General features: G+C 66.1%; 25 protein-coding genes and 2 pseudogenes. 13 read left to right on the forward strand and 14 right to left on the reverse strand.

Features of this window, described 5'->3' with window-relative positions; genetic code table 11:
* Positions 1–208: 208 nt before the first annotated feature.
* Genes F6B93_RS08245 through F6B93_RS08255 form a run of 3 tightly spaced genes read left to right on the forward strand, consistent with a single transcriptional unit; the run spans position 209 to position 2,576 of the window.
* Positions 209–1,123: an ABC transporter ATP-binding protein gene (locus F6B93_RS08245; RefSeq protein WP_211698662.1), complete on the forward strand. Its 915-nt coding sequence runs from the start codon at positions 209–211 to the stop codon at positions 1,121–1,123.
* Positions 1,120–1,830, forward strand: coding sequence for a fluoroquinolone export ABC transporter permease subunit (locus F6B93_RS08250; protein ID WP_211698663.1), 711 nt, complete (start codon positions 1,120–1,122; stop codon positions 1,828–1,830). The genes F6B93_RS08245 and F6B93_RS08250 overlap by 4 nt, the downstream gene beginning before the upstream one ends.
* Positions 1,824–2,576, forward strand: coding sequence for an ABC transporter permease (locus tag F6B93_RS08255; RefSeq protein WP_211698664.1), 753 nt, complete (start codon positions 1,824–1,826; stop codon positions 2,574–2,576). The genes F6B93_RS08250 and F6B93_RS08255 overlap by 7 nt, the downstream gene beginning before the upstream one ends.
* Positions 2,577–2,582: 6 nt before the next feature.
* On the opposite strand, the gene F6B93_RS08260 is transcribed toward F6B93_RS08255, so the two are convergent.
* The 3 genes from F6B93_RS08260 to F6B93_RS08270 form a co-directional block, all read right to left on the reverse strand.
* Positions 2,583–3,869 (reverse strand): ArsB/NhaD family transporter, encoded by a 1,287-nt coding sequence (locus tag F6B93_RS08260; protein ID WP_211698665.1) that lies wholly within the window; start codon positions 3,867–3,869, stop codon positions 2,583–2,585.
* 76 nt (positions 3,870–3,945) lie between these two features.
* A complete protein-coding gene (locus tag F6B93_RS08265; RefSeq protein WP_211698666.1) occupies positions 3,946–5,235 on the reverse strand; it encodes an ArsB/NhaD family transporter in 1,290 nt (429 codons plus the stop codon).
* 52 nt (positions 5,236–5,287) lie between these two features.
* Positions 5,288–5,731 carry a CBS domain-containing protein gene (locus tag F6B93_RS08270; protein ID WP_211698667.1) on the reverse strand — a complete coding sequence of 148 codons (444 nt, stop codon included), beginning with the start codon at positions 5,729–5,731 and terminating at the stop codon, positions 5,288–5,290.
* A 209-nt stretch (positions 5,732–5,940) separates the two neighbouring features.
* Between F6B93_RS08270 and dxs the strand changes: the two genes are divergently transcribed.
* On the forward strand, positions 5,941–7,860 hold the full coding sequence (dxs, locus tag F6B93_RS08275) for a 1-deoxy-D-xylulose-5-phosphate synthase (RefSeq protein ID WP_211698668.1): 1,920 nt from the start codon (positions 5,941–5,943) through the stop codon (positions 7,858–7,860).
* 5 nt (positions 7,861–7,865) lie between these two features.
* Here dxs and F6B93_RS08280 read toward each other — a convergent pair whose 3' ends face one another.
* The 3 genes from F6B93_RS08280 to F6B93_RS08290 all read right to left on the reverse strand — a co-directional run bounded on the left by F6B93_RS08280 (position 7,866) and on the right by F6B93_RS08290 (position 10,761).
* Positions 7,866–9,182: an HRDC domain-containing protein gene (locus tag F6B93_RS08280; protein WP_211698669.1), complete on the reverse strand. Its 1,317-nt coding sequence runs from the start codon at positions 9,180–9,182 to the stop codon at positions 7,866–7,868.
* Position 9,183: 1 nt separating this feature from the next.
* Positions 9,184–9,720, reverse strand: a complete 537-nt coding sequence (locus F6B93_RS08285) for a DUF3000 domain-containing protein (protein WP_246541109.1) — start codon at positions 9,718–9,720, stop codon at positions 9,184–9,186.
* A gap of 234 nt (positions 9,721–9,954) precedes the next feature.
* A complete protein-coding gene (locus tag F6B93_RS08290; protein WP_211698671.1) occupies positions 9,955–10,761 on the reverse strand; it encodes an enoyl-CoA hydratase/isomerase family protein in 807 nt (268 codons plus the stop codon).
* A 52-nt stretch (positions 10,762–10,813) separates the two neighbouring features.
* Between F6B93_RS08290 and hemE the strand changes: the two genes are divergently transcribed.
* The 4 genes from hemE (at position 10,814) to F6B93_RS08310 (ending at position 14,775) form a co-directional block, all read left to right on the forward strand.
* Complete coding sequence (gene hemE / locus F6B93_RS08295) at positions 10,814–11,890, forward strand: uroporphyrinogen decarboxylase (protein WP_211699350.1); 1,077 nt, start codon at positions 10,814–10,816, stop codon at positions 11,888–11,890.
* Positions 11,887–13,254: a protoporphyrinogen oxidase gene (locus tag F6B93_RS08300; RefSeq protein ID WP_211698672.1), complete on the forward strand. Its 1,368-nt coding sequence runs from the start codon at positions 11,887–11,889 to the stop codon at positions 13,252–13,254. Before hemE ends, F6B93_RS08300 begins: the two co-directional genes overlap by 4 nt.
* A gap of 5 nt (positions 13,255–13,259) precedes the next feature.
* A complete protein-coding gene (hemQ, locus tag F6B93_RS08305) occupies positions 13,260–13,955 on the forward strand; it encodes a hydrogen peroxide-dependent heme synthase (RefSeq protein ID WP_211698673.1) in 696 nt (231 codons plus the stop codon).
* A 112-nt stretch (positions 13,956–14,067) separates the two neighbouring features.
* Complete coding sequence (locus F6B93_RS08310; RefSeq protein WP_211699351.1) at positions 14,068–14,775, forward strand: class I SAM-dependent methyltransferase; 708 nt, start codon at positions 14,068–14,070, stop codon at positions 14,773–14,775.
* Positions 14,776–14,789: 14 nt separating this feature from the next.
* On the opposite strand, the gene msrB is transcribed toward F6B93_RS08310, so the two are convergent.
* The 4 genes from msrB to F6B93_RS08330 form a co-directional block, all read right to left on the reverse strand.
* Complete coding sequence (msrB, locus tag F6B93_RS08315) at positions 14,790–15,221, reverse strand: peptide-methionine (R)-S-oxide reductase MsrB (protein ID WP_211698674.1); 432 nt, start codon at positions 15,219–15,221, stop codon at positions 14,790–14,792.
* On the reverse strand, positions 15,218–16,531 hold the full coding sequence (gene aftC, locus F6B93_RS08320) for an arabinofuranan 3-O-arabinosyltransferase (protein WP_211699352.1): 1,314 nt from the start codon (positions 16,529–16,531) through the stop codon (positions 15,218–15,220). The genes msrB and aftC overlap by 4 nt, the downstream gene beginning before the upstream one ends.
* Before the next feature lie 82 nt (positions 16,532–16,613).
* Entirely contained in the window at positions 16,614–18,203 is a 1,590-nt protein-coding gene (locus tag F6B93_RS08325) for an alpha/beta hydrolase (protein ID WP_211698675.1), read from the reverse strand.
* Positions 18,204–18,215: 12 nt separating this feature from the next.
* Positions 18,216–18,977 (reverse strand): pyrimidine reductase family protein, encoded by a 762-nt coding sequence (locus F6B93_RS08330; protein WP_211698676.1) that lies wholly within the window; start codon positions 18,975–18,977, stop codon positions 18,216–18,218.
* Between F6B93_RS08330 and zapE the strand changes: the two are divergent.
* Positions 18,976–20,146 (forward strand): annotated as a pseudogene (zapE, locus tag F6B93_RS08335) (cell division protein ZapE). The gene F6B93_RS08330 and the pseudogene zapE sit on opposite strands and share 2 nt — an antisense overlap.
* Here the strand turns inward: zapE and F6B93_RS08340 are convergent.
* Together F6B93_RS08340 and F6B93_RS08345 are read right to left on the reverse strand one after the other, a co-directional pair.
* On the reverse strand, positions 20,076–20,582 hold the full coding sequence (locus tag F6B93_RS08340) for a GNAT family N-acetyltransferase (protein WP_246541110.1): 507 nt from the start codon (positions 20,580–20,582) through the stop codon (positions 20,076–20,078). The pseudogene zapE and the gene F6B93_RS08340 sit on opposite strands and share 71 nt — an antisense overlap.
* 46 nt (positions 20,583–20,628) lie before the next feature.
* Positions 20,629–21,153, reverse strand: a complete 525-nt coding sequence (locus F6B93_RS08345) for a hypothetical protein (protein WP_211698678.1) — start codon at positions 21,151–21,153, stop codon at positions 20,629–20,631.
* 127 nt (positions 21,154–21,280) lie between these two features.
* Between F6B93_RS08345 and F6B93_RS08350 the strand changes: the two genes are divergently transcribed.
* Complete coding sequence (locus F6B93_RS08350) at positions 21,281–21,604, forward strand: DUF732 domain-containing protein (protein WP_211698679.1); 324 nt, start codon at positions 21,281–21,283, stop codon at positions 21,602–21,604.
* 66 nt (positions 21,605–21,670) lie between these two features.
* Positions 21,671–23,332 (forward strand): tetratricopeptide repeat protein, encoded by a 1,662-nt coding sequence (locus F6B93_RS08355; RefSeq protein ID WP_211698680.1) that lies wholly within the window; start codon positions 21,671–21,673, stop codon positions 23,330–23,332.
* 25 nt (positions 23,333–23,357) lie between these two features.
* Here the strand turns inward: F6B93_RS08355 and F6B93_RS08360 are convergent, their stop codons facing one another.
* The gene (locus F6B93_RS08360) at positions 23,358–24,701 is read right to left on the reverse strand and encodes an APC family permease (RefSeq protein ID WP_246541037.1); all 1,344 of its coding nucleotides are present in this window, start codon (positions 24,699–24,701) and stop codon (positions 23,358–23,360) included.
* 222 nt (positions 24,702–24,923) lie between these two features.
* On the opposite strand from F6B93_RS08360, the gene F6B93_RS08365 reads away from it, so the two are divergent.
* Entirely contained in the window at positions 24,924–25,712 is a 789-nt protein-coding gene (locus F6B93_RS08365) for a thioesterase family protein (protein ID WP_211698682.1), read from the forward strand.
* A 23-nt stretch (positions 25,713–25,735) separates the two neighbouring features.
* Here the strand turns inward: F6B93_RS08365 and F6B93_RS08370 are convergent, their stop codons facing one another.
* Positions 25,736–26,059, reverse strand: coding sequence for a hypothetical protein (locus F6B93_RS08370; protein WP_211699682.1), 324 nt, complete (start codon positions 26,057–26,059; stop codon positions 25,736–25,738).
* 312 nt (positions 26,060–26,371) lie between these two features.
* Between F6B93_RS08370 and F6B93_RS22760 the strand changes: the two are divergent.
* Positions 26,372–26,683, forward strand: a pseudogene (locus F6B93_RS22760) (transposase domain-containing protein); the annotation flags it as partial.
* Between the last annotated feature and the right edge of the window lie 12 nt (positions 26,684–26,695).

Raw genomic sequence — 26,695 nt, forward strand, 5'->3', positions numbered from 1 at the left:
GTGTGAGCAGCGGCCGCTCGGCGGGTGAATCTCCACCGCCGGGCGGGCCGCTGGGGACCTCCACACCCTGCTGCCGCGATGCCGACGCGAGCCCGAGCCCGACTATGCTGACGATGGCGATCCGGGAAGTCTGGTCGGAACAGACAATCCGTGTTCCCGCGCGGCACGTCCGGCGTACCGCGCTCACCGGGAGGGAAGAGCGTCCGTCATGCCCGACATCACGCCAGCGGCCCAACCTGCGGACGTCGCGACCGAGGTGATCCGGGTCCGCGGGCTCACCTTTTCCTACCCCAAGGCGCCAACGCCCGCCGTGCGAGGTATGGACTTCACGGTGAGCCGCGGCGAGATCTTCGGGTTCCTCGGCCCCAGCGGAGCGGGGAAATCGACGACGCAGCGACTACTCATCGGCCTGCTTCGTGGCCACGATGGGGAGGCCACGGTCTGGGGCCACGAGCCGAAGGCCTGGGGACCTGACTACTACGAGCGCATCGGCGTGTCATTCGAGCTCCCCAACCACTACCAGCGGCTTAGCGGGCTAGAGAACCTCAGGTTCTTCGCGTCGCTGTATGGATGCGCAACGGTCGACCCGATGCAGCTGCTCGACGCCGTCGGCCTGGCCGAGGACGCCCACACCCGAGTGGGCAAGTACTCCAAGGGCATGCAGATGCGGCTGACCTTTGCCAGGTCGCTGCTCAATGATCCCGAATTGCTCTTCCTCGACGAACCAACCGCCGGCCTGGACCCGGTGAACGCTCGTGGAGTCAAACAAATGATCCTGGATTTGAAAGCCCGCGGGCGCACAGTGTTCCTGACCACCCACGACATGGCGACGGCCGATGAGCTCTGTGATCGGGTGGCGTTCGTCGTCGATGGGACGATCGTCGCGCTCGATCGGCCCGCCGAACTGAAGATCGCGCGGAGCCGGCGGAAGGTCCGCGTCGAATACCGCGACACGAGAGAACGGGGTGGCGGTCTGGCCGCTGCCGAGTTCGCGATCGATACCCTGGCCGATGATCCCGCCTTCCACGCGGTGCTGCGTGAACATCACGTCGAGACCATCCACAGCAGGGAAGCCACCCTCGACGACGTCTTCGTTGAAGTCACCGGCCGGCGGTTGGCGTGACGCGCCTCGCAACGGCGCTGCGGCTGGAGTTGGTCCTGCAATCCCGGCAGCGGTTCCTGCACGCGGCGACATTCTCCGGGTTGATTTGGCTAGCCGTGCTGCTGCCGATGCCAGGCCACCTACGTCCGGTTGCCGAACCCTACGTGCTCGTGGGCGACATCATCGTCATCGGGTTCTTCTTCGTCGGGGGCACCGTGTTCTTCGAAAAGCAGGAACGCACGCTGTCCGCGGTTATCGCCAGCCCGCTCCGGTTCGGCGAGTACCTCGTCGCCAAACTGGCCGTTCTGCTCCTCATCTCGCTGACAGTGGCCGTCGCGGTAGTGACTGTCGCACACGGATTTTCCTATCGCCCGGCACCGATGATCCTCGGGGTGGCGCTGGGGACGTTGCTGATGCTATTGGTGGGCTTCACCAGCTCGTTGCCGTTTGCCTCCATCACCGACTGGTTTCTGGCGGCGAGCATCCCACTTGCGGTGATGAACCTACCGCTCCTGTACTACTCCGGCCTGTGGCCTAACCCAGTGTTGTATCTGTGGCCGACCCAGGGACCATTGCTGCTCCTGGGCGCTGCCTTCGACCAGATACGTCTGGCGCCCTGGCAGTTCGGATACGCCGTGTGCTACCCGATTGTTTGTCTGGCCGGGCTGTACTGGGCCGCCAGGGCGATGTTCACCCGGCACGTTGTCGAGAAGGCGGGCGGATGGTGATCGCTGGTATGCCGGCGCGGGCACTGGTCGCATTCGGCCGCAACGACCTTCGCGGTACCTACCGCGACCCGCTGTTGGTCATGATCGTCGTCGCACCGGTAATCTGGACCACTGGCGTGGCGCTACTCACTCCGCGCGTTGCCACGATGTTGGCCAACCGCAATGGATTCGATCTCGCTGCCTACTATCCGTTGATCTTGACCGCGTTCCTGCTGTTGACCAGCATCATCGTCGTCGGGGCGCTGGCCGCCTTCCTTGTTCTGGACGAGGTCGACGCCGGCACGCTGACTGCGCTGCGCGTCACCCCCGTACCGTTGTCAGCCTTTTTCGCCTATCGCGCAGGCACCGTCGTCGTCGTGACGGCCATCTATGTGGTTGCCACGGTGTCGTTCAGCGGGCTGCTAGACCTGAGTCTGGTGCCGTCGGTGATCCCGATAGGGTTGCTGGCGGGTCTATCGGCAGTCGTGACCCTGTTGGCGATTATTGCCGTGGTGAACAACAAGATTCAGGCGTTGGCGGCGGTCCGTGGACTGGGCTTGTTGATCGCCGGCCTGCCCTGCATGGCGTGGTTCGTCCACTCAGGGTGGAACGTCGCGTTCGGTGTGTTACCACCGTACTGGGCCGCCAAGGCGTTCTGGGTCGCCAACGATCGTGGCAGTTGGTGGCCCTATCTGGTCGGGGGCGCGGTCTACAACGTCGCCATCGCTTGGCTGCTGTTTCGGCGCTTCCGCGCCAAGTACCCGTGACCCCGGCTAGGTCAACACGAAGTAACGCAGCCACACGTACAGGGCCGCGAGCAGTGTCGAGACCATGGTGACCACAATGCCTTTGCGGGTGAATTCCCAGAACGAGACGGGAGTGCCTGCACGCCTGGCGATTCCAAGCATGACCACATTGGCACTAGCTCCGACCGCGGTCAGGTTGCCCCCGAAGTCGGCCCCGAGCGCCAGTGCCCACCACAGGGTGTTGGGGTGCACATTCCCGGGCATCACGTCGATCAGTTCCGTGACGATTGGTGTCATCGTGGCGACATAGGGAATGTTGTCAATGATGCCGGACACCGGTGCCGAGACGCCGAGTATCGACATCACGGTCAAGAACTCGTTGCCGCCGGTGGCATCGACGGCTGCGCGCGCGAGGTCATCGATGACGCCGGTCTTCACCAAAGCCCCAACCATCGTGAACAAGCCGGCGAAGAAGAGGAGCGTCTCCCACTCCACGCCGGATAGGTACTCTGATCGATCCAGTCCGGATATCAGGATGAGGACGCCTGCGCCCAGCAACGCCACGACAGACGGTTGGACACCCACCACGGGATGGGAAACGAAGGCCGCGAAGACGAACAGGAGGACCGCGCCGCACTTGATCAGCAGCCGGCGATCGCGGATCGCTTCGCGTTCATCCAGCGACATGATGTCGGCGACCCGATCGGCTTCGACGGTAATGGGCCCGAACAGCAGGGGTAGGAGGGCGACCAAGGCGGCCAGCACAATGGCCACGATTGGTGCCATGTGGAGTAAGAAGTCGTTGAACGTCAATCCCGCTCGGCTGGCGATGATGATGTTGGGCGGGTCACCGACCAAGGTCGCCGCGCCCCCGATGTTGGCGGCGAAGACCTCGGCCATGAGGAATGGCGCCGGGTTGATCGACAAGCGGTCACACACCAACAGCGTGACCGGCGCGATCAACAGCACGGTGGTGACGTTGTCCAGCATCGCCGACCCGATGGCCATCACCAGGACCAGGAGGATCATGATGCGGCGCGGCGATGCATTGGCGCGTTTGACCGCCCAGATTGCGACATATTCGAAAACACCGGTCTGGCGCAGCACGCTGACGATGACCATCATGCCCAGCAGCAGGAAGATGACGTCCCAATCGATTCCTGTTTCCGGCGAATAGAACACATCGCGGGAACCCACGATCCCCGCCGCGAGCATGATTCCGGCGCCGACCAGAGCCACCACGGTCTTGTTGATCCGGTCGCTGGCGATCAGCGCGTAGGCGGCGACGAATACCGTGACAGCCACGATGCTCATCGGCGATCCTCCGAATCCTCACGACAGGTTGCGCGTTGTGGCTTCCTCGCTACCACAAGTCCGGTGTGCGCAACGCTCAGCCCAACACGAAGTAGCGCACCCAGAGATAGATCGCCGCCAGCACGAATGACATCGTTGTGACCACAATGCCTTTGCGGGTGAATGCCCAGAACGAGATCGGATTGTCTGCCCGCTTGGCGATGCCCAGAACCACGACGTTGGCGCTGGCCCCAATGGCGGTGAGGTTGCCGCCGAAGTCGGTGCCCAGCGCGAGGGCCCACCACAGCACGTCCGGGTGGCCCGCATCCGTCAGGACGGGGACCAGCTCGGCGACGATCGGAGTCATAGTCGCCGCATAGGGAACGTTGTTGACGATCCCGCTGAGCACCAACGATACGGCCAGGATCACCATCGTCGTCAGCAAAGTGTTGCCGTGGGTGGCGGTAATCGCCAGATGCGCCATCTGCTCGACGACACCCGTCTTGACCAGGGCACCGACCATGACAAACAGGCCCGCGAAGAACAGCAGCGTGTCCCACTCGACGCTGGCTAGGTAGTCGGAATGCTCCAGCCGGGACACGAAGACCAGGATGCCGGCGCCCAGTAGCGCAACCATCGCCGGCTTCAGATGCAGTGCGGAGCTTGCGACGAACGCCACGAACACCGCCACCAGCACGACACCGCACTTGATGAGCAGCCCCTGATCGCGAATGGCCTCCTTCTCTTCCAGCGACATGACATCAGCCACCCGGGCCGGATCGGCGTCGAACGCGCCGGGAAACAGCCGCGGCAGCATGAGGATGAACACCGCCATCACGATGATCACGATCGGCGCCAAATGGATCACGAAGTCGTTGAATGCCAGGCCGCCCTTGCTGGCGATAACGATATTGGGCGGATCACCGACCAACGTCGCGGTGCCGCCGATGTTCGACGAGAACGCTTCGGCCATCAAGAACGGCACCGCATTGATCGCCAACCGGTCGCACACCAGCAGCGTGACCGGGGCGATCAGCAAGACCGTGGTGACGTTGTCCAGCAGGGCTGATGCGATCGCGGTGACCACAACCAGCAGGATCATGATGCGCAGCGGGGAACCGCCGGCTCGTTTCGCTGCCCAGATCGCGACGTATTCGAACACTCCCGTCTGGCGCAGCACGCTGACGATGATCATCATGCCGAGCAGCAAAAAGATGACGTCCCAATCGATTCCGGTCTCGTGGGAGTAGAAGACGTCCTCGGAATCGATGATCGGCAGCGCAACCACGATCGCTGCGCCACCCAGCGCCACCAGCGTCTTGTTGACGCGGTCGCTGGCGATGAGCGCGTAGGCCACCACGAAGACAGTGAGCGCGACGATACTCATCGAGTTACCCGTGGTGTTGCTCGCGGAACGCTTATCGTCGAATTTCTTGAGATCAAGGTTTCAGTGCCGCTCCGAGGAGGCGCGATGCCGTGATCACCCCTTGCAGCCTTCTGTTTTTCACCACCGCGAGTAGCGGGCTGCGCAGCCGCGCCATTCTCGCGGCCACCTCGATGATGGTGTCGTCCGCATCGACTGGAGGAACGTCGACCAGGTGCTCCGGCAACACATCAACAACTCGTTTGCCGCTCAACTTTTCCGCGCACCGGTCAGCCATCGATTCATTGAGTACTCCGGCCAGCGAGGGATCGTCCTGGACGTAGCGCGGCACGAGGAATCGCACCACCTGCGACGCCGGCAGCACCGCGTGCGGTCTGCCGGACTCGTCGATCACCAAGAGCCCTGGCAAGCGATGCTCAGCGAGCATGCGGGCAGCGTCCAGTGCATTTGAGTTGATGCCTATCGTCGGAAAGTCCTCAGCGATTTCCTCGGCGCGCATAGTGCGACCATACTTCTGACGCGCACTTGCGGAGTCGCCGAGGGCCACACTCATCAAATTTTCTCCGGGGTCGCTGGACTGCTATGCCGACCTGGCTCGCCGGCTCACCGCAGACCGACGCTACCAAAGGTGGCGTACGGCGCCATTCAGCGCCATTGCGGGGCGAAGTTGATCGTCGGTGGCACCCGTCGGCTGCGTACACTGGCGGAATGCTGCACAAGATTCGGGGGCCCGCTGATCTGCAGCACCTTACCCAGGCGCAGCTGCGGGGGCTGGCGTGCGAGATCCGCGAGTTCCTGATCAACAAGGTCGCCGCCACGGGGGGACACTTGGGGCCCAACCTCGGCGTGGTCGAGCTGACGCTGGCGCTACACCGGGTGTTCGATTCGCCCCACGATCCGATCATTTTCGACACCGGCCACCAGTCCTATGTCCACAAGATGTTGACCGGGCGCTGCCAGGAATTCGACACCCTGCGCAAGAAGGGCGGGTTGTCGGGGTATCCCTCTCGCAGCGAGAGCGAACACGATTGGGTGGAGTCGAGCCACGCTAGCGCGGCATTGTCGTATGCCGATGGATTGGCCAAAGCGTTCGAGTTGACCGGCCACCGCAACCGGCACGTGGTCGCGGTGGTCGGAGATGGTGCGCTCACCGGCGGCATGTGTTGGGAGGCGCTGAACAACATCGCCGCGTCGAAACGCTCGGTGGTTGTCGTGGTCAACGACAACGGACGCAGTTACGCGCCGACGATCGGCGGCGTCGCCGACCGGCTGGCCACCCTGCGGTTGCAGCCGGCCTACGAGCAGATGCTGGAGCAGGGCCGAGACGTCGTGCGCGCGGTGCCGCTGGTGGGCGAGATCTGGTACCGCTTCCTGCACAGCGTCAAAGCGGGCATCAAGGACTCGCTGTCGCCCCAATTGTTGTTCACCGACCTCGGCCTGAAGTACGTCGGCCCGGTCGACGGTCACGACGAGCGGGCGGTGGAGGTTGCGTTGCGCAGCGCCCGCGGCTTTGGCGCCCCGGTACTCGTGCACGTGGTTACTCGCAAAGGCATGGGCTACCCTCCGGCGGAGGCCGACGAGGCCGAGCAGATGCACTCCACGGTCCCGATCGACCCGGCGACCGGCAAAGCCACCAAGACCGCGGGCCCCGGGTGGACGGCGACCTTTTCCGACACGCTCATCGAGCACGCCCAACATCGCCGCGACATTGTGGCCATCACCGCGGCCATGCCCGGTCCCACCGGTCTGACGGCATTCGGGGAGCGTTTTCCGGATCGATTGTTCGATGTCGGCATCGCCGAGCAACATGCGATGACGTCGGCGGCGGGGCTCGCCATGGGCGGAATGCACCCGGTGGTGGCGATTTACTCGACGTTCCTCAACCGGGCGTTCGACCAGATCATGATGGATGTGGCGCTGCATAAGTTGCCTGTCACCATGGTGCTCGACCGGGCCGGGATTACCGGCTCGGATGGTGCCAGCCACAACGGTATGTGGGACTTGTCGATGCTCGGCATCGTGCCCGGCCTCCGGGTCGCCGCGCCCCGCGACGCCGCCCGGTTGCGCGAAGAACTCGGCGAGGCACTCGACATCGACGACGGCCCTACGGCCATTCGATTCCCTAAAGGTGCTGTGGGCGAAGATATTCCGGCCATCGAGCGGCGGGGAGGCGTGGATGTGCTCGCGGCGCCGGCGGCCGGGGTGGGAAACGATGTGCTGCTGGTGGTCGTCGGTGCGTTCGCGCCGATGGCGTTGGCGGCGGCAAAGCTGCTGCACAGCCACGGGATCGGAGTGACAGTGATCGACCCGCGTTGGGTGCTACCCGTCTCCGACGGTGTTGGCGAACTTGCCGCACAGCACAAGCTGGTCGTGACCTTGGAGGACAACGGGATCAACGGCGGGGTGGGATCGGCGGTGTCCGCGGCGCTGCGGCGTGCGGACACGCACGTGCCCTGCCGCGACATCGGGTTGCCGCAGGAGTTCTACGCCCACGCTGCCCGGGGTGAGGTGTTGGCCGATCTGGGGCTCACCGACCAGGATGTCGCTCGGCGGATTACCGGATGGGTTGCCGCCCTCAGTCCCGACGTCTCCGCGTCCGACGCCGAGCTGCCAGAACATCTCGACTAGCCGGCTCACCCGGATTTGCCAGTGTCACCGTCGGCATCGGTGTCGGCGGTTCCGGCCTGTGTCAACGCCGCCGCCAGTACCGGCACCACGAGTTCTCGCTGCCAGGCTCGTGCTTGGCCGGCGCGCAGGACCTCGTGGACCGTTTCGACGGGGTCCCCGGGTTCGGCCCAGTCCCAACACAGTCGCCGCACCAGTTCCGGTGCGACCAAGTTCTCCGTCGGTACCTCGACGCGTTGGGACACCTCCGCCAGGGCGGTTCGGGCCGCACCGAGCCGCGTCGCGGCATCGGGCTTTCGTCTGCCCCAACGGGCCGCAGGCGGCGGGCCGTTGGCCGGCTCGGCGATCTCGGGCGGATCGTGGTTTTGTCGGGCTGCCTCCAGTGCGGCCAGCCACATCGATGCACTGCGGCGTTGGTTGCGCCCGCCGAACACCGGTAAGGCGATGAGGTCGTCCATGGACTTCGGGTCGGCTACCGCGGCCTCGATGATCGCCGAATCCGGCAAGATCCGGCGGGGCGCGATGTCGCGGCGCTGCGCGACGCGGTCGCGCGCCAACCACAACTCGCGCACCGCGGCCAGGCCCCGCCGGTCATGCACGCGATGGATGCCCGAGGTCCGTCGCCAGCGGTCCCGCCGGACCGCCGGTGTGCCTGTGCGGGTATCGGCATTCCGCAGATGTTCAAATTCCTGCGCGGCCCAGTCGGTTTTCCCGTGCTGGGACAGCACCTCCGAAATCGCGGCGCGCAGTTCGATCAGCACCTCGACGTCCAGCGCTGCGTAGTTCAGCCAGGCCGACGGCAGCGGGCGCTTGGACCAATCCGCCGCCCCGTGCCCTTTGGCCAATCCCAGCCCCAGCAGGCGCTGCACCATGGCGGCCAGGTTGACCCGGTCAAACCCGGCAAGGCGTCCGGCGAGTTCGGTGTCGTAGAGCGCCGGTGGCCGCATGCCCACTTCGTCCAGACAGGGCAGATCCTGGTCTGCGGCGTGCAGGATCCATTCATCTTGGCTGAGCACATCGGCGACGGGCCGCAGCACGGTCAGCGGGTCTTCGCCGTGGCTCACCGGGTCGATGAGCACCGTGCCGGCCTCGGCCCGCCGGATCTGAATGAGGTAGGCCCGATTGGAGTAGCGGAAACCCGACGCCCGCTCGGCGTCCACCGCAAACGGTCCGTTGCCGCGGCCCAGGAGTGCCGCGGCGGCCTCGATCTGGCTCGCTGTCACGGCGAGATCCGGCACCCCATTGGCGGGGTGTAGTAGCGGGGTGGGGTCGGGTTCGGCGCTGGCGGGCGAAGCGGCCGCCTCGGGGGACAGCTCCGGGCTCATGTCAGGCGCGCGACCGCGAGCTAAGGTCGGTGACCCCGGCCGGCGGCAGGCCCGCAGCGTGCTCTAGGACATCACAGAACGCTTCGACATGGGAGCCCACATCTGGTGTGGTCGCCGTCCAGGACGCCCGTAGCTCCAGCTGATGAGCGCGCGCCGGCCCGGAGATATCGCCGTAGCGCACCGACGTGGTGGCGGTGACCGTGCCGCCCAAAGCGGTCATCTGCTCAGTGTGCGACGCCAACCCATCGACCAGCCAACTCCACGCCACCTCCGGCAGCAGGGGATCGATGGCCTCGTGGGAATCCAGGTCAGCCTGGATATAGGCGACCAGCCGGATGTTGCCATCCCATGCCTCGGAGCCGTCCGGGTCGTAGAGAAGGATCAACCGGCCGAACGCGTCGCCTTCGGAGCATTCCGGCACGATTTCGACATCGGGATGCTTGACCTCGGCCCCGAGCGCGTAGCTGTACGGTGCGAGCCGCTGAGGTGGGCGGATCGGGCCGAGCTCGATCTCGGGCCGCACGCTGACGGTACTCATGGCCGCTACCGCCTCGCGGAATGGGGCCGGTTCGGCTGACGTCACGAGCGCCGCTCCTCTCCTCCCCACAGTGGGTGGTATCCCCACGTCGGCGGGTACGTCGTCGGCGCGGGTCACCTCATTCGACGTTAGACCCATCCGGCGGCACGCGCAGACAGGCACGCCGTGCGGTGTGACGAGGGCGTATCGGTGGGGCGACTAGGGCTTATCGGAAGACCGGGGTTTATCGGAGGCTTATCGGACGTCGTGTTCGGTGAATCGTGCGGGACGCTTCTCGCGCAGCGCAGCCAAGCCTTCGGCGACGTCGGGGCCGCTGAACCCGATGAATTCCAGGCCGAGCGAGGTCTCGAAGGTGGGGCCGAACGTGCGGTACCACTGATTGAGGCTGCGCTTGGTCCACCGGATCGCGTCTTGGGCACCATGGGCCAAACGCTCCGCTAGGCGCGTTGCGGTGGGCAGCACTTCGTCGTCGTCGACGCAGGTGGAGACCAGGCCGATGCGCTCAGCCTCCTCGCCGGAGAGGGTCTCGCAGGTGAGCAGGTAGTACTTCGCCTTGGCCATGCCCACCAGCAGCGGCCAGCAGATCGCGGCATGGTCGCCGGCGGCTACGCCGAGTTTGGTGTGCCCGTCGATGATCTTCGCGGTCCGGCTTGCCACCGAGATGTCGGCGAGCAAGGCGACCACCAGCCCCGCGCCGACGGCGGGGCCCCGGATGGCCGAGACTACCGGTTTGTCCAGGTTGACCAGGTTGAGCACCAGATCACGAGCCTCGTGCAAGATCCGAATCCGGCCCTCGTAGTCGCCCATGGTCTCTTCGATCAGGTCGAAGCTGCCGCCTGAGGAAAACGCCCGCCCCTCGCCGCGGACGAGGACCACGCGCACGGCAGGATCGCGCCCGATCGTCGGCCAGATGGCGGCGAGGTCGCGGTGCATCTGCGGTCCTACCGAGTTCAGCCCGGGCGCGTCGAGAACCAGACTGAGCACGCCATCGCCGTGGGGTTCGCAGCGCAGGCTGGGGAACTCGTCGTACGTGGCCGGCATCGTGATGATGTTACGCAGGTGCAGTCTTGTGCTCGTGGCAGCATTGAAGCCAATGGATACTGGTGCGCCTACCCGTCGTGAGCTTCCGCAGTCGCCCTACCTGGCCGCGGTCGCCGGCCGCAAACCCAGTCGCATACCGGTGTGGTTCATGCGGCAGGCCGGCCGCTCACTGCCCGAATACCGAGCCTTGCGGGAACGCCACAGCATGCTGGCCGCCTGCTTCGAGCCGGAAGTGGCCTGCGAGATCACCCTGCAGCCGACACGGCGCTACGAGGTGGACGCGGCGATCCTGTTCTCCGACATCGTGGTGCCGCTGCGCGCCGCCGGCGTCGATTTGGACATCGTCGCCGACGTCGGCCCGGTGATCGCCGACCCGGTGCGCACCGCCGGCGACATCGACTCGCTGAAACCCCTTGATCCGCAGGCGATTGCGCCGGTGTTCGAGGCGGTTTCGCTCTTGGTCGGCGCGCTGGGCGAGGTTCCGTTGATCGGTTTCGCCGGTGCGCCGTTCACGCTGGCCTCCTACCTCGTCGAGGGTGGACCGAGTCGGCACCACGCCCGGACCAAGGCGATGATGCTGTCCGAACCGCAGAGCTGGCATGACCTGATGACCAAGCTGACCGACCTGACCATCGCGGCCCTGCGTGGCCAGATCGGCGCCGGGGTGGACGCGATCCAGCTGTTCGACTCCTGGGCCGGGACACTGTCGTTGGCCGACTACCGGCAGCATGTGCAGCCGTACAGCGCCCGAGTGTTTGGCGCGTTGGCCGATTCCGGCGTACCCATGACGCACTTTGGGGTCGGGACCGCGGAACTGCTCGGCGCCATGTCGGAGGCGGTGCAGCGAGGCGGCGGGGCCGCCGCGGTCGGGGTGGACTGGCGCACAACACTGACCGATGCCGCCGCCCGGGTCGAAGCCGGCACCGCAGTGCAGGGCAACCTCGATCCGGTGGTGTTGATGGCGGGCTGGCCGGCGGTGGAACGCGCCGCGAGGTCCGTCGTCGACGACGGCCGTCGCGCCGTGGACGCGGGTGCGGCCGGATACGTGTTCAACCTCGGCCATGGGGTGCTGCCTGAGACTGATCCCGGGGTGCTGGCCGAGCTGGTTTGTCTCGTCCACTCGCTATGAGTCACCGTTCGTACTGCGTTGTCGGCGGCGGGATCTCGGGATTGACCGCGGCGTATCGGCTTCGGGTGGCCGCTGGCGACGATGCGATCATCACGCTGTTCGATCCGGCCGACCGGCTGGGCGGGATATTGCGCACCGAACAGGTCGGCGGGCAGACGATGGACCTGGGCGCGGAAGCGTTCGTGCTGCGCCGGCCTGAAGTGCCGGCCCTGCTCGCCGAGCTGGGCCTGTCGGGCCGCCAGCTCGCCACGACCGGCGCCCGGCCCCTCATCTACAGCCAGGAGCGGCTGCACCCGCTGCCCGCCGAAACGGTGGTGGGGATCCCGTCGTCGGCGGCATCGGTGTCGAGTCTGGTCGATGAAGCCACGCTCACACGCATGGCGGCCGAGCCGGCACGCCCGCTGCGTTGGCGCTCCGGCGGCGATCCGGCAGTTGCCGAGTTGGTGGCCGACCGATTCGGCGAGCAGGTGGTGACCCGGTCCGTCGATCCACTGCTGGGCGGGGTGTACGCGGGTTCGGCGGCGACGATCGGGCTGCGTGCGGCCGCACCCAGCGTGGCGGCGGCTCTGGACCGCGGCGCCGCGAGCTTGACCGATGCCGTGGGTCAGGGGCTGCCTCCGGCCAGTGCTGGACCGGTGTTTGGCGCACTGGACGGCGGCTACCAGGTGTTGCTCGACGAGCTCGTCGCGCGGAGCCGGCTGCGGTGGGTGCGCGCCGCGGTGGAGAGGCTCGAACCGGGCTGGGAGCTGCACGACGATACGGGCACCCGTTGGCACGCCGATGCGGTGGTGCTGGCCATTCCGGCCGCGCGTCTGAGTCGTCTGGTGCGCGACCTCGCTCCCCGCACCTTCGCTGCCGCCAGCCGTATCAGGAGTGCCTCGTCGGCGGTGGTGGCCCTCGCGGTGCCGGCCGACACCCCCTTCCCGGAGCAGTCCGGGGTGCTGGTGGCCTCCGGAGAGCCGTTGCGGGCCAAGGCGATCACGTTGTCGTCGCGCAAATGGGGGTTGCGTGGGGACGTGCAACTGCTGCGCCTGTCGTATGGGCGGTTTGGGGACGCCCCCAACGACCTCGCCGCGCGGCGGTCAGACGAGGAGCTGGTGTCGTGGGCGCTGGACGATCTCGCCGCCGTCTTCGACCTGAGCATCGAACCCGTCGATGCTCGGGTGCAGCGCTGGATCGACGCGATGCCCCAGTACGGGCCTGGCCACGCGCAGGTGGTCACCGAGGTGCGGGCCGGCCTGCCGTCGACGCTGGCGGCGGCCGGCAGCTTTCTGGATGGGATCGGTGTGCCGGCCTGTATCGCCGCGGCCGGCAGGGCGGCGACCAGCGTCATCGGGGCTCTCGACGCGCAAGTGGCACGATAGGTGCCATGGCACGCCTCGATTATGACGCCCTGAACGCGACTGTGCGCTATCTGATGTTTTCGGTGTTTTCGGTGCGGCCGGGCGAGCTCGGCGACCAGCGCGATGCTGTGATCGACGACGCCGCCACGTTCTTCAAGCAGCAGGAGGAGCGCGGTGTCGTGGTCCGCGGCATCTATGACGTCGCGGGCTTGCGGGCGGACGCCGATTTCATGATCTGGACGCACGCCGAGCGCGTTGAAGCGCTGCAGGCGACCTACGCCGACTTTCGGCGGACCACCGCCCTGGGACGGGCTTGCTCGCCGGTGTGGAGCGCTGTGGGGCTGCACCGGCCGGCGGAGTTCAACAAGAGTCATATCCCGGCGTTTCTGGCCGGCGAGGAGCCCGGAGCCTACATCTGCGTGTATCCGTTCGTCCGGTCCTACGACTGGTACCTGCTCCCGGACGACGAGCGCCGTCGCATGCTTGCCGAGCACGGTATGGCCGCCCGCGGGTACAAGGACGTCCGGGCCAATACGGTGCCGGCGTTCGCGCTCGGCGATTACGAATGGATCTTGGCGTTCGAGGCCCCCGAATTGGACCGCATTGTCGACCTGATGCGGGACCTGCGCGCGACCGACGCCCGACGGCACACCCGCGCGGAGACCCCGTTTTTCACGGGGCCACGGGTGCCGGTTGAGCAGCTGGTGAACGCCCTACCCTGATCCGAGCTTCTACCCCGGCAGAAACTTCTACCCCGGCAGAAACTTCTACAGCGGCAGAAACGAGGAGCGCGTGACCCAATTCGACCCGACCGATCCCACCCGTTTCGAGGAGATGTACCGCGACGGCCGCGTCGCACACGGCCTTCCCGCCGCCACGCCGTGGGACATCGGCGGCCCGCAACCGGTCGTCCAGCAACTCGTGGCGCTCGGCGCGATCAAAGGCGAGGTGCTCGACCCGGGAACCGGGCCGGGTCACCACGCGATCTACTACGCCTCCAAGGGATACTCCGTCACCGGCGTCGACGGGTCGGCAGCCGCGATCGAGCGGGCGCGCGAGAACGCACGCCAGGCCCGGGTATCGGTGGACTTCCAGGTGGCCGACGCCACGAAGCTCGAGGGACTGGACAACCGGTTTGACACCGTCGTCGACTGCGCTTTCTTCCACACCTTCAGCACGGAGCCGGAGCTGCAGAAGTCATATATGCAGGCCTTGCGCCGGGCTACCAAACCGGGTGCGCGCCTATACATGTACGAATTCGGCGCTCACAACGTCAATGGCCTCAGCCCGATCCGCTCGCTGTCCGAGGACGACTTCCGCAATGTACTGCCCGTCGGCGGCTGGGAGATCACCTACATGGGTCCGACGACCTACCGGGCGACGGTGAACCTCGAGACCTTGCAGGAGATGGCGGCACGCAACCCCGATCTAGCGGACGCGGTCGAGCGTACGGCGGAGCGGATCCGGGTTATCGAACCGTGGCTGGTCGACGGCGTGGTGCACATGGCGTTTTGGGAGGTCCACGCCACACGAATGGACTGACGCCCCTGGTGCGCCTATTCGGCGGTGGGTACCAGTTGCAGCGAGATCGAGTTGATGCAATAGCGAAGGTCCGTCGGTGTGGGATAACCCTCGCCGGCGAACACGTGGCCGAGGTGGCTGTGACAGTTCGCGCAGAGCACTTCGGTGCGCAGTTGGCCCAGCGAGTGGTCGGGACGCAGGATCACCGCATCAGTGCTCGACGGGTCGAAGAACGACGGCCAGCCGCAGTGTGACTCGAACTTCTCTGTGCTGCGGAACAATTCGGCGCCGCAGGCCCGGCACTGGTAGACGCCCTCGGTCTTGGTGTCGGTATATCGACCGATGAACGGCGGCTCGGTACCGGCGCGGCGCAACACATCAAACTCTTGCGGGTTGAGCCTGCGACGCCATTCGTCATCGGACAGCTGCAGCTTGGGTCGCCCCGAGGTCGGATCCGAGGAGGTCATGCGTCAACGCTAGCTCGGCTTCGGCTCGCGTGCGTCAACCACGTCGGATCGATACCGCCGTCCAGCCGGTCCTCCGCTTTGGCGTCCAGATAGCGGAAGTACAGCACGGTGAAGACCACGATCAGCAGCAGCGACCAGCCGTAGGTGATCTTGAGGTATTCCAGCGCCCGGCCCCACCTCATCCAGTTGAAGAGCAGCCAACGGTCCAAGGTCATGAACCCGTAGATTCCCAGCCACGCCGGCCAGTTGCGGATCACCGAGTTGGGCAGCACCACCGTCATCAGGAACGGGAACAACATCATCGAGTAGTAGCCCTGGGCCAGCGACATGACCAGCCACGACCACAGCAGCAGCACGCCTGACGAGGTCGCGTACCAGAACAACGGATCACGGGTGCGGTAATAGCGGTACAGCAGCCACAGGCTGGCGATGGCGATCGCCGTGAACAGGATCCGCAGGAATACGATCAGCCATGTGGGCAATCCGAAGTAGACGCCGTTACCAAGAATGGAGCTGTTGAAGTAGTCCCGGGTGCCCAGGATGTAGGGCAGGGTGCGGGTGAAAAAGTTCATCGAATCGCTGACCAGCGGCAACGCGGCCAGGTTGATGACGACCGGCAGCACGATGGCGGCGGTCAGCGCCCGCCACTGGCGATTTAACAGCGGCAGCAGCAGCAACGGCCCCAGGACCGGCTTGAGCACCAACGTCAGCCCGATCGCCAAACCGGCCCACCACTCATGGCCGGCCTTGCCGTCCAGCAGCCACCTGAGGAACAGCACCTCGAGCAGCAGGATGCACCCGTTGATGTTGGTGAACACCAGGGTGTTGGTCACGGTTTCGGTGACATACATGGCCAGCAGCAGGGCCGGGGCAGCCACGGAGTTCAGGGTGTAGTTGAACAACCGCAGCAGCAAATAGGCGGCCAGCAGGATGGCCACCGTGTTGATCAGGATGAACAGGTAGCGCGACGGGGCGAACGGCAAGTATCCGAACGGCGCCATGAGCAGCGTCCCGCCCGGTGGGTACAGATAGTGCGGGTCGACGTAGTCGAAATGCTCGTTATAGATGTCCCAGCCACGCCGGAAATTGACCACTGCCCGGTAAACCGGCTTGAAATCGTCGGTGATGTTTCCGTTGGTGGTGAGCACAATGGTGCGGTGCAGCACCGAGAGGATGGCCGCTGGCCACAGCACCGCTCGCAGGATTGCCGCGGTGCTCGGTGGGCTGGTGCGGGGACGGAATGGGGCCTGTATCCAATCGCGCAGGCCGGTCGGGGTGGAGTCTGCTGCCGTCACCAGCGCACCGTACAGCCGCGCGGGCAGGCTAAGCCCGCCGGCCCCACCTTGCTCGCGGGCGCGGGGCGGAGCCGGGCAGCCGGACCCGCCCGAAGCATCAAGCGGGGCAATAGGTGTCGGTTTCGGGGAGCTCGCCGGTGTCGAGATATCCGACCAGTGGCGGCACGGCGCACGACGAGTAGATGGTGGCGCCGTGGCCGATGCCCTGCCACATCACCCGCTTGCTCGCGGCGTTTGCGTTGATGATGGTGGCGGCGGTCGCGGCGACGCCGTCCAATCCCACGATCGGGTCGTTCTGGACACCCAACAACAGAACGTCGACCTTGAGATCCTTGGGCGGTTCCGGGGCCGAGTTACTGGGCCAGTGCACGCATTTGATCAGGTTGAGAGCGCCGACGGTACCGAACTGCGGGTAAAGCTTGCCCCAGGCAACCACCAGTTCGCGGACCCGATCCGGCGTCGGGCGGTGGATCGCGTCGCTGCATGAGCTGACGAACTGGCCATCGGTGTCCCGGATGGCATCGGCGCGGGTGATCAGGTTGGTCAGCATGTTCATGTCGCCGGTGCGGGCGGCGGCCACTGCGTCGGCGAGGGTCGTGGTGTTGTTGACCCGGCCACCCCTCGGGAAACCCAAGGTGGTGGTGATCGCGTTGGCGATGGCCGCCACCGATCGGCCGCCGGGTCCATCCCCGGACCGGGCGGCGCTCAACAGGTCATCGATGGCCGCCTTCGGATCGGGGCCCAGCGCGCAGCCCACCGCGACGCATTGGGCGGCGAAGGCGTCGAGTGCGGCCTGCTGGCCTTTGACCTGTTGCTCGGCCGCGGCTTCTTCGCTGACCCCCAGGGCAATGGGGGAGTCGAGAATCAATCGGGCGACCTTGTCGGGACGCTCTCCTGCGTAGGTCAGTGCCACCTGGGCGCCGTTGCCGATTCCGATGAGGGCGATGGCCGGCACATCCCACAGATCGCGCAAGCGCTCGATGTCCGAAGCGGCGTGGGTGTTGTCGTAGGCGGAGGCGCCCGGCGCGATGACGTCGGTGCAGTCGGTGGTTGCGGTGTTGGAGATTTCCGAGAGATTGGCCACGGGGTCGTCGCCGGTCTCGAATTGGGCCTGGGAACGCATCTCCTCGCGGTCGAACAGATCGCGGCAGTCGATCGGGCTCGACATGCCGATTCCGCGGCGGTCGATGGCGACGATGGGGTGGCTGCGCAGCACATCGGCACCCGCGTGGGACAGCCAGACCGGCAACTGCATCGACGACGGCAGATCGGATCCGGTGGTCAACACGAGGGGACCGGCGTCGCGGGGGGTCTGGTTTGACCGGGCTCTCACTACGCCAATGTTGACCGAGGAGGACCCGCCATTGATCGGGTCGAGGTCGGTGTCGAAGCTCGCGCAGTCCAGCCGGATCCCAGGTGCGGCCGCGACCCCCGCGTCGGAAGAGACCTGCGACGTGCAGTCACGCCACGACAAGTGGTTCTTGGGTGCTGCGATGGGCGGTGGGCCGGTCTGCGGCGTTGTCGTGGTGGCTTCGCCTTGTGGTCGGGCACCGGAGTCGGTGGCAAAGCGAGGCCCGGCGCCCAGGGCGGGCACGCAGCCGGCCAGCACCATCGTCACCGAGGAGGCCAGCGCAACCAGGATCGTTGCGGACGTGATGTGCCGACTCATGCCGACCACCCTAGCCACTGGCCGGGTCTGCTAGCCCCTGACGTAGCGCGTGTACAGGTAGCCCGCGTCGTCGGTGAGGATGTGGGCGCGGCGCATCTGGGTGATCAGCTGGGTAGGGCTGGTAGCGATCCGAGAGGCCTGGCCGCCGACGACCACCGGCGCGATCGTCAGGCACAGATCGTCGACCATCTCGCGAGCAACGAAAGCGCCGAGCAGCGTCGGTCCACCTTCGGTCAGGATGCGGCGCAGATCGCGTCCGGCGAGCAGTGCCACGAGTCTGGCCTCATCGACCCTGGTCGGGTCGTCGCCCGAGCAATCGATGACCTCAGCGAGGTCGGCGAGCCGGCGGCGCGTCTCGTCGGCGACATCGGAACAGGTGAACACCAGCGGCGACACCTCGGTCCGCGTGAACACACCAAGACTCCGGTCAAGCTGGCCCGACCCCGTGACGATCGCCAACTGTGGGATTTCGCTTTGATTGCGAGCTTGCCGCCGTTGCCGCTGAGCCACACCGAGCTGCGCCCCCGAGTAACCCTCGGTGCGCACGGTGCCGGCCCCGACCACGATGACATCGGCGAGTTCACGCAACAGATTGAAGACGAATCTGTCGCCGGGTCCGGCCAGGCCGCCGGTGGTGCCGTCAACGGTGGCACCGCCGTCGAGGCTGGTGATGAAGTTCGCGCGCACCCAGGTGCTGTCTTGCCCTTCCGGATAGCCGTAGAGCTGGGGCAGTTCGCCGTCGGTGAGTTCGCGCTCCCCCCCGAGCAGCGTCAGCGGTGTGTCGGCGGGCATGAGTCTGATTGCAGCACGTCGCTACAGTGCCAGCATGCACGGGTCCACCTCCGCGAACGTCTCGGCAGCCGTCGGTCAGGTGGGGCGGCTGGTGGATCGCCATCCGACGGTGTCGCCGGGGCGCCTGATCTCGCAACTGCGGCCGCCGCCGACGTTTGCCGAAGTCAGCTTCGCGACGTATCGACCGGACCCGGCCGAACCGACCCAGGCTGCCGCGGTGCAGGACTGCCAAGAGTTCTGCCGGCAGGCCGTCCAGCGGCGGGCGGGCCGCAAGAAACTGTTCGGCAGACGGACGGTGTTGCCCGGTGTCGGGTTGTACCTGGACGGCGGGTTCGGTGTGGGCAAGACCCACCTGCTGGCCTCGGCGTACTATCGGCTGCCCGGAGACGGGCCGGAAGCGCCCACGCGTCCCAAGGCCTTCGCGACCTTTGGCGAACTCACCCAGCTGGCCGGGGTGTTCGGCTTCGCCGAATGCATTGAGTTGCTCGAGCATTACACGGCCATCTGTATCGACGAGTTCGAGCTGGACGATCCGGGGAATACCACGCTGATTTCGCGGATGCTATCGCACTTGGTTGAGCGGGGCGTATCGGTGGCTGCCACGTCCAACACACTGCCCGAACAGCTCGGCGAAGGCAGGTTCGCCGCTCAGGACTTTCTGCGGGAGATCAATACGCTGGCAGGGATATTCACCACCGTGCGGATCGAAGGACCCGACTACCGGCACCGAGATCTGGCGCCGGCACCCCAACCGTTGACCGACGCGGAGGTGGCCGCCGGCGCGGCAGCCCACCGGGGCGCGACGCTCGACGACTTCGACGCGCTCTGCGCACACTTGGCGACCATGCACCCCTCGCGGTATCTCTCGTTGATCGAGGGCGTGACCGCGGTCTTCCTGACCGGCGTGCATGGCATCGACGACCAGAGTGTTGCGCTGCGACTGGTCGCGCTGACCGATCGCCTGTATGACGCCGGCATCCCGGTGGTGGCTTCCGGAGAAAAGCTCGACACGATCTTCAGCGCGGACATGCTGGCCGGGGGCTACCGCAAGAAATACCTGCGGGCCACCTCGCGGCTGCTGGCGCTGACGGCCGGCGGCTAGAGCTCGCGAACCATCACGTAGTCGTTTTCGGTGTGGGTGCCAAGCTGAAATGTTCTGGTGCCGTTGATCCGAAAACCGCTCTTCGCGTAGAAGCGCTGTGCGCGTGAGTTTTTCTGGTTGACGCCCAGCCACACGCAGTGCACGCCCCAATCGCCGGCGGCGGCAAGTGCGGCATTCATCAATGCGGTCGACATGTCGGTGCCGTGAAAGTCCGGCAGCAGATACATCTTGGACAGCTCGGCGGTGGGCCGGGTGCCGACCGCGCGCGCCACGTCGGCCGGCAGATCCCGCTCGGAACCACCGCGAACGAGCATGGCGTATCCGACAATTCGGCGATCATGCTGGGCGGCCAGAATGGCGCGCCGCGCATCGGCCAGATACTCGGCGAAGCGGGTGGCGGACAAGTTGGCGTCGACGAACGAGGCGACGTGGTCCGCGGGCACCGAGGGGGGACACGCCAACGGAAAAGTGCGTGCGGCCACCGAGGCCAGTTCCCGCGCCAGCCCGGCGGCGTCGACGCCATCCGTCGAGGCGAGGTAGACGGTCAGGTCAGAGGTTCCACTGGGCGAGGTGGTGGCCCGTCTTCCTGTCCAGGAGCACGACGGTCGAGACCGGATCGCGGTAGGCGTCCCAGTACACACCGCCACGAACAATCGCCCCCTGCGGGGCGTTGCCCAGCGCGGCGTCGAGCCAATCGGGTGCGTCGCACGGCCGCGGCTTGTAGGCGTCGGCAAAGGGCGTCACGCCGTTGAAGCTGAAGTTGGTCGCCAGGATGTAGGGGTTGGGCACCTGCACGGCGCGGACGGTCACGTCGGCGCGTGCGACCGAGCTACCGGGGAAGCTCTTGACCGGGACGCCGCTACGTGTGTAGCCGAACCCTGGCGGCGGCGGGACCGGGACGACGTTGCTGACGGTGACGTCTGCGACGTAGGTGCCGGTATCCACCCGCAGGGTGTCGCCAATGTGGCCGATCGGCGCGTCGCCGGCCCACGCGTGCGGCGCGGCGGCGCACACGCCGGTGAGGCCCGCGGCAGCGACGAGGAAGGTGCTCAGGACGACCAGCCAGCGATGCATCGTTGCCTCCTCGGCTCCCTTTTCCGGGACCTTCGCATGATTGCACATCTGGTAGCGCGAAGGGGAGCGGTTGTTCGCGGCTTCCCGAGATGCACGCGCAGCGTCCGTCTGGGACCATCGGGGAGCTATGAGGCTCTTGCTCACGCTGGCTAGCGTCGCCGCAATGATCGGCATGGCCGCGCCCGCATATGCCGATAGCACCGATGACGCTTTCCTCGCCGCCCTGGGCCAGGCAGGGATCACCTACCCGGACCCAGGGCGCGCTATCGGGGCGGCCAAATGGGTATGCGCGCGGATCAATGAGGGCCAGCAGACGGTCGATGTCGTCGACACCGTGCAACGGCTCAACTCCGGGCTCAGCGCGGATCACGCAGCCCAATTCACCGCGATCGCGGCCAAGGCGTATTGCCCCGGGGTTCTCGCCCAGCCAGGGGGCGGCAGCGACCGCTGACCGCAACCACGGGGATTCCCGGTCGGCGACGGTTGCTTCGTGGTGCTCGCGGGCTAGGGTGCGATCATGGCTGCCGGCGAGCGGTATTTCGACCTCGGCTCCTACCATCGGCCCATCGAAACCTCGTGCGCCCAAGCACAGGTCTGGTTCGACCGTGGACTGGTGTGGGCATACGCGTTCAACCATGAAGAAGCGATTCGCTGCTTCGAGCAAGCCCTGGAACTCGACCCGGATCTGGCCATTGCGCGATGGGGGATCGCTTATTCGGTCGGTCCCAACTACAACAAGCAGTGGGCGTCGTTCGACCCGGTCGACCTGTCCACGTCGCTGGCCCGTGCGCGCAGCGAACTCCTGTTAGCCGCCTCGGGCCGCGTCAGCCCCGTCGAGCGAGGCCTGATCGGAGCCCTGCAGGCCCGCTTTCCCACTGACGATCCACAGGACAGCGATGCTTTGGATGCGGGCCTTGCCGCCTACGCCGACGCGATGGTGACGCTGGCCGTCGACTATCCCCGAGACGTCGACGTGCAAGCACTGGCCGCCGATGCGCTGGTCAACATCACGGCATGGGCGCTGTGGGACACCGCCACGGGAGAGCCGGCGCCTGGCTCACGGGTGATCGAAGCCAAGCGAATCCTCGACGACGCGCTCGCGCGGCCCGAGGGGCGGGAACATCCCGGGATCCTGCATCTGTACTTGCACACCATGGAGATGTCGGGGACTCCGGAGGTTGCCCTGCCGGCGGCGGACCTGTTGCGTGGCTTAGTGCCCGACGCCGGGCATCTGCAGCACATGCCGAGCCACATCGACGTGCTGTGCGGCGACTACCGCAGCTCAGTGCTGGCGAATCGTGCTGCGGTGCAAGCGGATCGGCAGTTTCTCAGCCGCGAAGGTCCGCTGAATTTCTACTCGCTCTACCGTGCGCACGACCTGCACTTCATCGTCTACTCGGCCATGTTCGAGGGACAATCGCAGGTTGCGTTGCGGGCTGCCGACGAACTAGCCGCCCAGCTGACCGCCGAGCTGCTGTCGATCGAATCCCCGCCGATGGCCGACTGGCTGGAGGCGTTCGCGCCGCTGCGGACGCACGTGCTGGTGCGGTTCGGCCGCTGGGATGAGCTGATCGCCCAGTCATTGCCCGAAGATCGAGACTTGTACTGCACCACCACCGCGACGGTGCACTACGGACGCGGCATCGCGCTGGCGGCCACCGGTCAGCTCACACAGGCGGATGCCGAACGCGCCGCATTCGTCGAGGCGTACGGGCGGATACCGGACTCGCGGTATCTGTTCAACAACACCAGCCGCGACATTCTCGCCGTGGCCGCTGCGATGCTCCACGGCGAGATCGCCTACCGTCAGCAGCGTTTCGACGAGGCATTCGGGCATCTGCGGCGTGCGGTCGAGCTCGACGACTCCCTGCCGTACGACGAGCCATGGGGCTGGATGCAGCCCACGCGGCACGCCTACGGCGCCCTGCTCCTCGAACAGGGCCACACTGAGCAGGCGGCCGCGGTGTTCGCCGCCGACCTGGGCCTGGACCCGACCTTGGCGCGGCCGTGTCAACACCCCCGCAACGTGTGGAGCCTGCACGGGTACCACGAATGCCTGCAGCGGCTGGGTCGTGCCGCCGAGGCCACGATCGTCGGCCAACAGCTGGCCCTGGCGGTTGCGCGCGCGGACGTGCCGATCCGTGCGTCCTGTGCGTGTCGGCTCGACGTTGCGTCGTGACCCGTCAGGGTGCGGTACCCGCAGGTCAGGCGCTTGCCGCAGACGGATTGTCGGGCGGCGTTGCTGGTGGGGGAAGTCGCCCGGGCAGCCTTCGTCGGTACATGAGGTAGCCCACGGCCGCCGCAACGGTCAGGCCGGCGCCGATGGCAAGATCTCTCGCCTCCTGGGTCCAGAGCGTCACGACGACCCCGGCAATGGCGATCAGCGGTGGTAGGGGCCACAGTGGCATCCGAAACGGGCGGGCAAGGCTGCGATCCCGAATGCGACAGATAATGGCCGACATCGCCACCAGCAGGTACACCGTCGCAATCACAACGCCCGTGAAGGTGATCAGTTTGTGCAGCGAGACAACCATGCACAACAGCCCGTTGCCGGCAAACAGAAACAAAAACCCGCGAACCGGGACCCTGGACTTGGGGGACACCCGACCGAAGAGAAGCTGTAGCTGCCGCGGCAGCAGCCCATCCCGGGCGGCAGCGTAGTAAGCGCGGGCATACCCGAGGTTTGCCACCAATCCCGTGTTGAACATCGCCACGACCACGCCGGCCACCAGAATCGCGGCGCCAACCGGACCCATGAGGTGGCGAGCCAGCAGCTCCACCGGAGAACCATCGGCGATAGTCATCGGAAGATCACGGATCGCTAGCGTCGCGGCGATGACCGCGAGGCACTCGACCACCACCGCCAGCACCGCGGACACCACTACGGCGTACGGAATCGCACGCCGCGATCCGGCTGTCTCTTCGGAGAAATACAGGGGCCAGTCGTAGCCGTTGAACGCGAACAGCGCCGGTCCCACCGCGGCGAAGATGCCGACGATGCCGACACCAACGAGCGCGTCCTGGTGCCCTACCGTCACGGGTTCGGTGAACGGGTTCGTGGCCCCGGAGATGTGGCCAAAGGCCACGCCGGTAAAGACGACAATGACAACCAGCTCCAGTGCCAGCATGGCCGCGGCGACCCAGCTCGCGGGGGCGATCTTTCCGATGGACAACGCCGTGATCAGCGCCATCATCGCCAGGGCCAGCCACCGCGTTGGGATGGCGCTGCCGACGAGCGACGACAGATACGTCGCCGCGGCCACCAGAATCGCGGCCGTCGACACCACCCCGAGGAGCAGGAACAGCACGGTGGTGACGCCACCCCAGACGGGGCCGATGGCACGGCGCACGATGGTGTACGCCCCGCCGGCAGAGGGAAATACCGAGCCAACCTCCGCGTAGCACAGCGCCATACACACCGCGATGGCAGAACCGATCACGAACGCCCATACGACTCCGGTCCCCGCGATCTCCAATCCGTCTCCGTAAATCAGAAACACCGACGTTGTCGGTGAAATCGCCGAGACAGCGATCGCCAGAACGTTCATCGGCCGTAGGGCCGACGCCTCCAGCGTTGTCGGTGTGCGGTTGGTCCGCTGTTGTCGCCCTCGTGACATAGGAGCTACGCATACCTCCGGGATCGCGACGAATCATCTCTGCTGGCTCGCGGTATGGCGTGATCGCCGATCGGCAGCGTACGCCCGCAGCTGGGCTGACCTTCCCGAAAGTTATGCTGCGCCCCAGCAATCGACGCAATGTACGGATACCAGATGGATTTGCTGCGGTCTCACTTGTCCTGGCGCGAAACGGCCGAAGGTGTGTTTGAGCGCCATTGTGATCACACGTGGTGGGGGACCGGCGCGATGGTGGGTGGCTACGTGCAGGCGCTGGCGCTGTCGGCCATGCAACAGGCAAACGCCGAGCTGGACAAGGAGGCATTGTCCCTGCACTGCCAGTTTCTGAAGCCGGTGCTGGAGGAGGACGTGCGTGCCGAGGTCCGCGTCGTGCGGCGGGGGCGAACGGCGACGAATATGCGCTGTGAGCTGTATTCACAGGAGAAAATGGCTGCGGTGGCACTGGCTTGCTTCGCCAAGCGCTCGGATCTCGGGGGATTTGTCGAACTCGAAGCGCCCGATTTCGCGCCGGTGCTCGCCGCCGAGAGCCCCGTGCGCCCGGAAGTGGGGCTCGCGGCTCACGGCCACTTCGACTTCTATCCGCGGCTGGGTAGCTTCGAACGCGGTCAGGGGGATGCGCAGGTGGGGGGCTGGGTCGCGCCTCGCTGGGACGCCGGGTGCGACGTCAGCTTGCTGGCGGTCGTGGCGGACCTGTGGGTGCCGGCGGCCTACCATCGCTGGCGCGACGAGCTAGGGGTTGTCGGCCTGGATATCACTGTCCACTTTCGCGCCACCGCTGCGCAGCTGCGAGGGCTGCGACCGATGCTGCAGCTGCGTTCGGCGTCGGCGTTGGCTGCTGGCGGTTATGTCGACGAGGACGGCGAAATATGGAGCGAGTCCGGGCAGCTGCTCTGCCAGTACCGGCAGATGCGGCTCGTATTCTGAACCGTGCTGCCCAGGAGCACTAGTCAGGAACCCTGGATCGCCTCGGTCAGTCGGAAGAGGTAGGCGAACGCGGTCCTGGTGTAGGCGATCCCCCGACCGTTGCTGCGAATGACGTTGGGGTCGGCAGCGGTCGGTTTCTTCGGCGTGAGATAGGTGCCGAGCGCGTTGCCGGATGCTTTGACGGAAGCGATGCCCGAACAGTATCGGGCGATGGTTTGCTGGCATCGTGGTGCGTTGCGATTCGGTGAGTTGACCGAGCAGTGCCGCAAGGACATCGACCTGGCTGAGGTGGCCATCGGTGTCGGTCGGGCTGTCGTGCGTACCGATGACGGGCTCCCTGTGGCCATACCCAAGAGTGAGGCTGGGATGCGAGACTTGGTCATACCGCCGCACTTGCTTTCAGTTGATCGGCATCTTTCTGAATGTGTTGCAGGCTAATTGGGTTCGTTGGCTTTCCGCGCGTCACGGCGGTCATTTGGCACGAGGTGACCCTGTATCGATAGTTCTAGATGGCGCGATACAAAGCTGGACGTTCAGACTTGCGGTTCCACGATCTGCGACACAGCGGTGGCGTCCGCGCCGCATCTACCGGGCCGACCTTGGCCGAACTCATGGCGCGCTTGGGGTGCTTCACTCCGCGTCGACGTGCTCAGTCGATGATCGTGGACAGACGGGTAGCCTCCCACATGCGCGCCACCATGGTTCCTCGACGCGGTCCAGATGGCCCCCTCGCCACGCGGAAACATGCTGCCGGGTTTGATATGTCACTCTGGTATTGGGAAAGTTTCACCTCCGTTCGGTACGGCAAACTTCTCGCTGAGATCGGCGCTATGCCCTATATCGGCACCGTGGTGACCGCTTCTCTCGCGGAAACACTGAACGGCTGCTACAAGTCCGAACTGATTTGTGGGCCTGCCTGGCCAAGACCGTGGCGCAACGTCGCGGATGTCGAGTTGGCCACTCTGAGCTGGGGCACCGACACC

Source organism: Mycobacterium spongiae, from assembly GCF_018278905.1.
GTDB lineage: Bacteria > Actinomycetota > Actinomycetes > Mycobacteriales > Mycobacteriaceae > Mycobacterium > Mycobacterium spongiae.

What these genes read in the sequence shown, in the direction of transcription:
- F6B93_RS08350 (WP_211698679.1), top strand. Translation starts at nt 21,281, where the DNA reads ATGAGGCTCTTGCTCACGCTGGCTAGCGTCGCCGCAATGATCGGCATG.
- F6B93_RS08280 (WP_211698669.1), bottom strand. Translation starts at nt 9,182, where the DNA reads ATGAGCCCGGAGCTGTCCCCCGAGGCGGCCGCTTCGCCCGCCAGCGCC.
- F6B93_RS08330 (WP_211698676.1), bottom strand. Translation starts at nt 18,977, where the DNA reads ATGCCCGCCGACACACCGCTGACGCTGCTCGGGGGGGAGCGCGAACTC.
- F6B93_RS08245 (WP_211698662.1), top strand. Translation starts at nt 209, where the DNA reads ATGCCCGACATCACGCCAGCGGCCCAACCTGCGGACGTCGCGACCGAG.
- hemE (WP_211699350.1), top strand. Translation starts at nt 10,814, where the DNA reads ATGGATACTGGTGCGCCTACCCGTCGTGAGCTTCCGCAGTCGCCCTAC.
- F6B93_RS08300 (WP_211698672.1), top strand. Translation starts at nt 11,887, where the DNA reads ATGAGTCACCGTTCGTACTGCGTTGTCGGCGGCGGGATCTCGGGATTG.
- F6B93_RS08285 (WP_246541109.1), bottom strand. Translation starts at nt 9,720, where the DNA reads ATGAGTACCGTCAGCGTGCGGCCCGAGATCGAGCTCGGCCCGATCCGC.
- F6B93_RS08255 (WP_211698664.1), top strand. Translation starts at nt 1,824, where the DNA reads ATGGTGATCGCTGGTATGCCGGCGCGGGCACTGGTCGCATTCGGCCGC.
- hemQ (WP_211698673.1), top strand. Translation starts at nt 13,260, where the DNA reads ATGGCACGCCTCGATTATGACGCCCTGAACGCGACTGTGCGCTATCTG.
- F6B93_RS08345 (WP_211698678.1), bottom strand. Translation starts at nt 21,153, where the DNA reads ATGCATCGCTGGCTGGTCGTCCTGAGCACCTTCCTCGTCGCTGCCGCG.
- F6B93_RS08310 (WP_211699351.1), top strand. Translation starts at nt 14,068, where the DNA reads ATGTACCGCGACGGCCGCGTCGCACACGGCCTTCCCGCCGCCACGCCG.
- F6B93_RS08365 (WP_211698682.1), top strand. Translation starts at nt 24,924, where the DNA reads ATGGATTTGCTGCGGTCTCACTTGTCCTGGCGCGAAACGGCCGAAGGT.
- msrB (WP_211698674.1), bottom strand. Translation starts at nt 15,221, where the DNA reads ATGACCTCCTCGGATCCGACCTCGGGGCGACCCAAGCTGCAGCTGTCC.
- F6B93_RS08265 (WP_211698666.1), bottom strand. Translation starts at nt 5,235, where the DNA reads ATGAGTATCGTCGCGCTCACTGTCTTCGTGGTGGCCTACGCGCTCATC.
- F6B93_RS08290 (WP_211698671.1), bottom strand. Translation starts at nt 10,761, where the DNA reads ATGCCGGCCACGTACGACGAGTTCCCCAGCCTGCGCTGCGAACCCCAC.
- F6B93_RS08355 (WP_211698680.1), top strand. Translation starts at nt 21,671, where the DNA reads ATGGCTGCCGGCGAGCGGTATTTCGACCTCGGCTCCTACCATCGGCCC.
- F6B93_RS08360 (WP_246541037.1), bottom strand. Translation starts at nt 24,701, where the DNA reads ATGAACGTTCTGGCGATCGCTGTCTCGGCGATTTCACCGACAACGTCG.
- F6B93_RS08370 (WP_211699682.1), bottom strand. Translation starts at nt 26,059, where the DNA reads ATGGCCACAGGGAGCCCGTCATCGGTACGCACGACAGCCCGACCGACA.
- F6B93_RS08270 (WP_211698667.1), bottom strand. Translation starts at nt 5,731, where the DNA reads ATGCGCGCCGAGGAAATCGCTGAGGACTTTCCGACGATAGGCATCAAC.
- F6B93_RS08260 (WP_211698665.1), bottom strand. Translation starts at nt 3,869, where the DNA reads ATGAGCATCGTGGCTGTCACGGTATTCGTCGCCGCCTACGCGCTGATC.
- dxs (WP_211698668.1), top strand. Translation starts at nt 5,941, where the DNA reads ATGCTGCACAAGATTCGGGGGCCCGCTGATCTGCAGCACCTTACCCAG.